The sequence below is a fragment of the Corallococcus aberystwythensis genome, from assembly GCF_003612165.1.
Classification (GTDB): Bacteria; Myxococcota; Myxococcia; order Myxococcales; family Myxococcaceae; genus Corallococcus; species Corallococcus aberystwythensis.
In genome coordinates, this window is sequence record NZ_RAWK01000369.1 from 1 (window position 1) to 7,593 (window position 7,593).

Annotated in this window: 5 protein-coding genes; 2 read left to right on the top strand and 3 right to left on the bottom strand. The window is 72.4% G+C overall.

The genetic code is table 11. The features are described 5' to 3' along the window. Nucleotides 1–515: PDZ domain-containing protein (locus D7W81_RS37770; RefSeq protein ID WP_120560221.1), on the top strand; the 515-nt coding region annotated here is incomplete at its 5' end. 58 nt (nt 516–573) lie between these two features. On the opposite strand, the gene D7W81_RS37775 is transcribed toward D7W81_RS37770, so the two are convergent. After that, nucleotides 574–1,326 (bottom strand): immunity 52 family protein, encoded by a 753-nt coding sequence (locus tag D7W81_RS37775; protein ID WP_120560222.1) that lies wholly within the window; start codon nt 1,324–1,326, stop codon nt 574–576. A 12-nt stretch (nt 1,327–1,338) separates the two neighbouring features. Beyond that, nucleotides 1,339–2,883: a Tox-REase-5 domain-containing protein gene (locus D7W81_RS37780; RefSeq protein WP_244227710.1), complete on the bottom strand. Its 1,545-nt coding sequence runs from the start codon at nt 2,881–2,883 to the stop codon at nt 1,339–1,341. A gap of 411 nt (nt 2,884–3,294) precedes the next feature. Here D7W81_RS37780 and D7W81_RS37785 point away from each other — a divergent pair, with 411 nt between their 5' ends. Then, the gene (locus tag D7W81_RS37785) at nt 3,295–7,212 is read left to right on the top strand and encodes a serine/threonine-protein kinase (protein ID WP_208721629.1); all 3,918 of its coding nucleotides are present in this window, start codon (nt 3,295–3,297) and stop codon (nt 7,210–7,212) included. A 30-nt stretch (nt 7,213–7,242) separates the two neighbouring features. Here D7W81_RS37785 and D7W81_RS37790 read toward each other — a convergent pair. Continuing rightward, a partial coding sequence (locus tag D7W81_RS37790) for an OPT/YSL family transporter (RefSeq protein ID WP_208721631.1) occupies nt 7,243–7,593 on the bottom strand: 351 nt, incomplete at its 5' end.

Genomic DNA, 7,593 nt, shown 5'->3' on the forward strand with positions numbered 1-7,593 from the left:
CGGGCGGGCCGGGGGAGAAGGCGGGCCTGCGCGAGGAGGACATCATCACGTCGGTGGGCGAGCGCGCGGTGGACTCCGCCGGGTCGCTGACGCGCGCGGTGGCGCTGCTCAAGCCGGGCAGCGAGGTGAAGGTGAGCCTCGTCCGCGGCGGCAAGGCGATGGAGGTGCCGGTGAAGCTGGGCACCCGGCCCACGCAGCGCGGTGAAGAGGAGCTGACGCCCCGGGATGCGACGCCCGCGCCCCTGTCGAAGCGGCTGGGCCTGCGGCTGTCGGAGGCGCAGGACGGCAGCGGCGGCGCGCAGGTGGTGGCGGTGGAGTCCGGCAGCGCCGCGGAGCGCGCGGGCCTGGTGCCCGGGATGGTGCTGACGCAGGTGGGTGATCAGAAGGTGTCGGGCGTCGCGGAAGCGGCGCAGGCCCTGACGTCCGCGGAGCCGGGGGCCGCGCTGCTCCTGCGCGCTCGGGTGCCCGGACAGGACGGGGCGATCTTGCGCGCGATTGAAGTGCCGCAGCGATAGGCGGTGACTCTTGTGTTGGCGCGCTTCACCGGCCGGGGTGGAGCGCGCCGTTGTCTTTTCAGCGGGTGCGGGGGCTGATGAGCCCGGCCCGGGTGAGCAGCTCGCGCACGCGCCGGGACAGGGCCACGTGTTCCGGGTTGGCCACGGTGAAGCGCTCCGGGGTCAGGACGATGAGCGTGCCCTTGTCCTCCACGGGTTCGATGCGCACGGGCGCGGGGAGTGGGGGCACGGTGCCGCGCTGCTTGGAGAAGTAGGTCAGCCAGCCGACCCAGGCGTTGGTCTTGTTGTCTGGATCATCCAGCTGCCGATGATGATCGGACATGGCCGCGATCCAGTCTGGTTCGAAAGCGGTCACCATGCCGCGCATCACGGACTCCAGCACGGAGGGGGTCAACACCCGCTCTGCGTTCGGCCCGTCGAATGGGAGGGAGAGGAAGCAGGAGTTGGGGCTGGTCCCGTCGAAGTCTCCGCAGCGAATACGGAGGTCCACACCCTTAGGATCGCTTTCGTTCAGGAACCAGACATGAAAACCAAGGTCCTCGAAAACAACTCGCCCTTCCCGGTTGACACCCCGTCGGAACAGGTCCGTGAGCACGGACACATCGGGCGGCATCAATGACAGCTTCTGCGTGCCCTTTCGGGACCTGATGGATTTGTACCAGCGGGCCAGAAGTGGATCGCACGCGGCCAGGAGTTCGAACAAGACCGCCGCACGATTGGCGCATGCTTCAGGTGTTTCCTTCCGCGCTCCCCAGTAGCCGCCGACAAAGAAGCTATCCGGGTAGGCTTGGGGCTTGGACTCGGTGGTCATGGGGTCCTCTGATTAGCGTGCCGGAGTGTGAATGACTTCGATTCCGTCGATACGCTCGCGATTGAGAAGCTCCTGGATGGCATCGGCTGCCCTCTTCTCCGCGACATGCCATTCGATGCGGACCCCCATGCCTTTGACTCGCTTGGTTTGTCGAAACGCCTGGTCAATGAGTCCTTGTGCGCCTGTATCCTTGAACCAGGGTTTTGGCGCCAAGCCTTCCTCGAACTTGTTCGCGTAGCCGGGTCCCTTGGCATCCAGTAGCACTCCGTCCCGGAACCCGTCGAACTTCAAGTCGCCGACCCAGTAGGCCTCGTCCGCCGAGTGCCCGGAGATCTGCTCCTGGTAGCGCCGGGCCCGGTCGGACATCGACTCCTTCGCGGGCCCCCACTTCCCGGGCTCGTCCGGAGACGGCTTCGCGTTGGCCTTCTGGAGGATGAGAGCCGCTCCAGGTCCTCCGCTCATCACAGCCGCCGCGCGCCCGACTGGCACCGCGACGCGTTCGACGCCCAGCACGCCCTCCGCGGACACGGCGAGCACGGGCACCGTGGCCTCCATGCCCGCCGTTGCTCGCGTCACCGTGCGCGTCGTCGACGAAGCCGTGCCCCACAGCATGATGACGTTCGTGGTCAGCCGCGCCGCTTCGCGAATCTGCTCGCCTTCCGTCATGTACCGGAAGCGCTCCCAGTACGCGGGCGACGACGTGATGAGCGCCGCCACGCCCTCCGGGAGATGGCGCAGGCTCGCGATGCTGTCCGTGGGATGGGACAGGAGCTGTCCCATGCCGTGGTACAGCTCCACGAACGCATCCTCCGCTCCATCCAGTGAGCGGCTGATGACGTCCGCGTCGTCGTACACCTCCGCGAGCGGCCGCCAGTCCGCGGCACGCAGCTGTGCATCGACGTGGCGGAAGACACCGCCCTTGCCGCTGTAGAAACGTCCCAGCTCGAAGTTGCCCGCGCGGAAGGTCCCGTCCTTCCACTGCACGGACGCCACCTTCTGCTGCGTGCGCCCATCCAGCGCCCAGGCCAGGTACCCGTCCGGCCGCAGCACCGCCACCTGCTCCCGGACGAACCGCTCCATCCGTCGCACGAGCTCCGCGCGCGACACCTCGCCGCGCTCCAGCACCTCGCGCAGCAGGAAGCCCGCCGCCATGCGAGGCGGATAGGTGCCGAGCGTCACAGGCTTCTCCATCAGCCGGTTCAGCACCTCCACCGCGTCCTCGGGCGTGAACGGATTGCGGCGGACCGGCAGGTCGTCCAGGTCTTCCAGTCCGGCGCGCAGCAACAGCTTCTCGAACGCGTCCACCTCCAGCAGGCCCAGCTCCACCGCCTGCCGCGTCTGCTCGTCCGGGCTCCCGATGAGCACCGTCCCCGGTGGCATGCGCACCGGAGCGTCATCCCCCACCGTGCCGCCTGCTCCCGCGGACGCGCCCCCATGCAGCGGTGCCGGGGATGCGCTGTGGTAGCGCGCGTAGCCCTGCAACCCCACCGGCAATGAACCGGCGCGTCCCCCCGCGCAGCCCATCAGGCCCGCGACGAGCAACAGGCCTGGCCACACACGATGGAATCCATCCCTGCCACGCAGTGCCTGAATCCCTCTCATGCCTGTTCCTCCCGGTGAGCAGGGCTAGCAGGGAGTCCTGACATCCTTGCCGCGACGCGGTGCGAAATGACGCGGCCGGTGCACGGGCGACCCGCTGGCTTGCTGCCTGCCCCGGATGTCCTGTGTCACGCGGTTCACAGGACGTGGCGCCCGGAAGCCCTCCGGGCATGGGAGGACTTCTGACCGATGCTTCACGCGTCCGTCGAATGACCGGCTCCGGAGGTTCGGAAATCACAGCGGTGCTGGCGTAGAGTGACGGCCGTGCCGCGCTGCCTCACATGCGGGCGGCGTTGGGAGGGCTCTCACGCGCCGTGCCCGCCCGGCGTCCCGCCTCCCATCGCTCCGCCTTCCGATGCCTCGCTCGTCGTGCCCGACGTTCCGGGCTACCGCTGCGAGAAGGTCATCGCGCGCGGTGGCTTCGGCGTGCTCCTGGCCGCGCATCAGCGCCTGGCCGATGGCACCGAGGGCGAACGCCTGGCGCTGAAGCTGGCGCGTCCCGGCATCGCGCTCGCGGAGGCGCAGCTCGCCCGCGAGGCGGAGGCCCTGCGCGTCATCGGGCCGCCCATCGTGCCCGCGCTCCACGCCACCGGCACGCTGCCCGGCGGCCAGCGCTTCGTCGCCATGGAGTTCGTGCCGCTGCCCACGCTGGCGGACTGGCTGGCCCAGGTGTCCGGCCCCCTGTCGCCGCAGGAGTTCGCGCCGCGCGCCAACGCGCTCCTGGAGGCGGTGGCCGTCGTGCACGCGCACGGACTGGTGCACTGCGACCTCAAGCCCGAGCACGTCTTCCTGGACGACGCCCGCCAGCGCGCCCGCGTCTTCGACTTCGGCCTGGTGCAGCGCCCGGCGCCCGGTACACCCGCCGACGACGGCACCCCCGGCGACACGTCCTCCTTCGCCGGCACCGCCGAATACATGGCGCCCGAGCAGTGCGCCGGCCACGCGGCGCTGGACGCGCGCACGGACGTGTACGCGCTGGGCATCATCCTCTACGAGCTCATCACCGGCCGGCCGCCCTTCTTCGGCTCGCTCACGGAGGTGCTGCAGGCGCACCTGTCGCTGCGGCCCCCGCCTCCGTCGGAGTACGCCCCGGTGGCGCCGCCCGTGGAGGAGGTCGTGCTGCGCTGTCTGGCCAAGGAGCCCGCGCGCCGTCCCCGCGACGCCGCCGCCGTGGCCCAGGCCCTGCGCGCGGCGTTGGATCACGCGGGCCAGTCCGCGGTGCAGCCCGCGCCCCGGCTCACCCTCCTGCCCGAGGTGCGCCCCGCCCAGACGCGCCGCTCGGTGGCGGTGCTGTTCACCTCCTCGCGCTCGAACCCCGTGGCGGTGCAGAAGGCCCTGGCCGCCTACGGAGGCCACATGGCCTTCACCGACGGCGAGCGCTTCGCGGGCGTCTTCGACCCCGACGTGGGAGAGAACCCCGTGCGCCGCGCACTGCGCGCCGCGGAGGGCCTGGCCGAGCGGGGACTCGCCCCTTCCGCGCTCGTGGACGTGGCCACCGTCACCGTGCAGCGCCGCCGCGACGGCGCGCCCCGCTACCTGGGCGCCATCTTCGCGCGCGAGGACCGCTACCCCCACGTCGCGGAGCTGCGCGGGCCCCTGCTCTCCCCCGCCGCCGCGGAGGCCGTGCCGGAGGTGCCGTGTCTGCCGGTGCCGGGGCGCTCCGGGCTGATGCGCCCCGCGCCCTCGGGCGCCACGCCCCGGCCGGACGTCACCGTGCTGCAAATGGGCAGCTCCATGCTGATGGGCCGCGACGTGGAGCTGGAACAGCTCCTGGAGAGCGCCCGCTCCGCGGTGTCGGACGCGGCGCCCACCATCGTCACCGTGCGCGGCGACCGGGGCCACGGCAAGAGCCACCTGTCCTCCACGCTGGGCCTGCGGTTGAGGGCCGCGCTGCCGCACGCGCGCGTCTACTCCATGCGCTCGCGCGAGCCCGTGCAGGGCGATCCGGAAGGCACGCTGCGCACGCTCTTGCGCGTGGCGCTGCACGGCTTCGACCGCGACGACACCGACACGCAGGAGGACGGCCGCACCGCCATCCTCGACCGGCTGGGGAACCGGCTGGGCATGGAGCTGTGGCCGGGCGTGGCCGCGACGCTGGGCTGGTACGCGCCGGGCGGGCCGGAGCTGCACAGCTGGGCCGCGGCCCCTGGCGCGCTGCGCTCGCTGGCCCTGCGCGCCACGGGTGAGCTGCTGGCGGCGAGCGCCCGTGAGCGCCCCCTGTGCCTCATCGTGGACGACGCGCACTTCGCGGAGGAGACGGCGCTGGACGCGCTGGAGTACGCGGCGCTCGCGGAGACGAGCGTGCCCCTGTGGGTCTGCGTGCTGGTGCGTCCGGGCTTCGAGCAGAGCCGCCCGGCCTGGGGCGCCCGCGCCGCGCGCCAGCTGGACCTGCCCCTGTCCGGCCTGTCTCCGGGCGACGCGCAGGCCCTGTGCCGCACGCTGCTCAAGCCGGTGGAGAACGTGCCCGCGCAGGCGGTGGAGCGCATCGTCGAGCGCGCGCAGCGCGTGCCCCTGTTCCTGGTGGAGCTGGTGCGCGGCCTCAAGCGTCAGGGGCTGGTGCGGCAGCGCTCACCGGGCGGCAACTGGTACCTCGTCACGGACGAGCTGGACCGCGTGCCGGAGCTGCGGCTGGTGGAGTGGCTGGCGGACCGCGAATTGGGCGCGCTGCCTCCGGCGCTCGCCGCGCATGCCCGGCTGTGCGCGCTCCTGGGCGCGACCTTCACCGCCACCGCGGCGGACGGCGTGGTGCGCGAGCTGGAGCGCGACGGGGCCGCGGCCTGGTTCCCGCTGGACGTGGGGCATGCGACGCGGCGGCTCCTGGACTCGGGGCTGCTGGTGGAGCACCGGCTGGAGGGGCTGAGCTTCCGCAACGAGCTGGTGCGCGAGGCCGTGGTCGCGGGCCTGCCCGCGGAGGAGAAGGCGCGCATCCACAAGGCCGCGTACCGGCACTACTTGAGCCCGGCGGGCGCGCAGGAGCGTCAGCGGCTGGCCCGGCTCGCGCTGCACGCGGCGGCGGCGGGCCTGCGTGACGAGGCGGCGGCGCTGACCATCGACCTGGCGGAGTCCGCGCGCGGCCGTCACGCGTTCCTCGACGCGGAGGCCATGTACACGCGCGCCCTGGAGCTCATCGAGCCCGAGGACGAGCTGCGCGGCCTCACGGCGCTGCGGGGCCGGGGCCTGATGCGCTACCGCATCGGCCGGTACGAGGACTCGCTCACGGACTTCGCCATCGCCAGGGAGCGGGCGCGGGGGCTGGGGGACTCGCGCGCGGAGGTGGAGCTGCTGCTCGACGAGGCGATGGCGCTCGACTGGGTGAACGACTACGCGCGCAGCGAGGCGCGGGCCCAGGAGGCGCAGCAACTGGCGGAGACGGTGACGTCGCCCTACGTGCAGGCGCGGCTGCTGCTGGCGCTGGGCCGCGCGCAGTTCCGCAAGGGCGAGTGGCTGGACGCGCTGATGCCGCTGGAGGCCGCGGCGGAGCGGGCGCGCAAGCTGGGCGACGCGGGCTACGAGACGCTGGTGGTGGCGCTCTTGCTGATGGCGGTCATCCTCCCGAACCTGGGCGACATCGACGGCGCGGAGCGCGTGATGGACGAGGTCATCAGCGCGTGCACGGAGCGCGGCGACCGCTTCCACCTGGGCTCGGCCATCAACAACCGCCGCAACCTGTGGGTGGCGCGCAGGGATTTGACGCACGCGCTGAAGGACCAGGAGCGCTTCATGCAACTGGGGCGCGAATTGGGCGTGGTGGGCTGGGAGTACTTCGCCGAGCACAACATGGGCGAGCTGTACTACCAGGCGGGCGACGTGGAGGCAGCGGCGCCGCACATCGCCCGGGCCATCGTGCTGGAGCGCCGGCACCCGGAGGTGGCGCACCGTCCGTGGGCGCTGCTGCTCCAGGCGCGGGCCATGGCGTGGACGGGCCGGCACGACCGGGCGCGCGACCTGCTGGAGCAGGTGCGCCAGACGATGGCGAACAACCGGCACGGCGTGAACCTGAGTCCTTCAGAAGAAGTGCTCTTCTCCATGGTGGAGCTGTCCGCGCGGGATGCGACGGCGGAGGAGTGGCACGTGCTGCGCGAGCGCTCCGCCCAGGCGTCGGTGGAGCAGGAGCCGCTCGAGGTGCTGGAGATGATGGGGCTCGCGGCCTGGCGCCGGGGCGACTTCGCGGAGGCGATGCTCGCGCTCGGCGAAGCGCTGGCCCGCGCCGCGCACCTGCCGAACCTGATGGAGGACCGCATCCGCCGCTCGCTGGAGCGCGTGCGGGACCTCACGCCCGCGGCGTAGCGCGCGCTTCACCCGCGCGCGCACGGGGCGCTACGCCGAGCGTGAGAGCGCCGTCGTCGCCGCGATGATGAGCCCCATCAGCGACTCGCCCACCAGCGCACCGGAGCCCAGGGAGGGCACGTGCGCGTCCGTCGTCTTCGGCGACCACCTCCGCGCGAGCGCCGCCAGCCCCGCGCCCAGGCACAGCGTCACCGCGAAGTACGCGGGCGTGATGAAGCCGATGCCCATCGCCACCGGCGACGGCAGCCACCGCGCGGCCCGGCCCCTCGCGGCCAGCGTCAGCAGCGCGCCCACCCCGCAGCCCACCAGCGCGCCCCAGCCCGCGTAGGGCGGCAGGCCGGCGAGGCCTCGCACGGACACCTCCGCCACCGCGCGGAACTG

What these genes read in the sequence shown, in the direction of transcription:
- D7W81_RS37775 (WP_120560222.1), bottom strand. Translation starts at nt 1,326, where the DNA reads ATGACCACCGAGTCCAAGCCCCAAGCCTACCCGGATAGCTTCTTTGTC.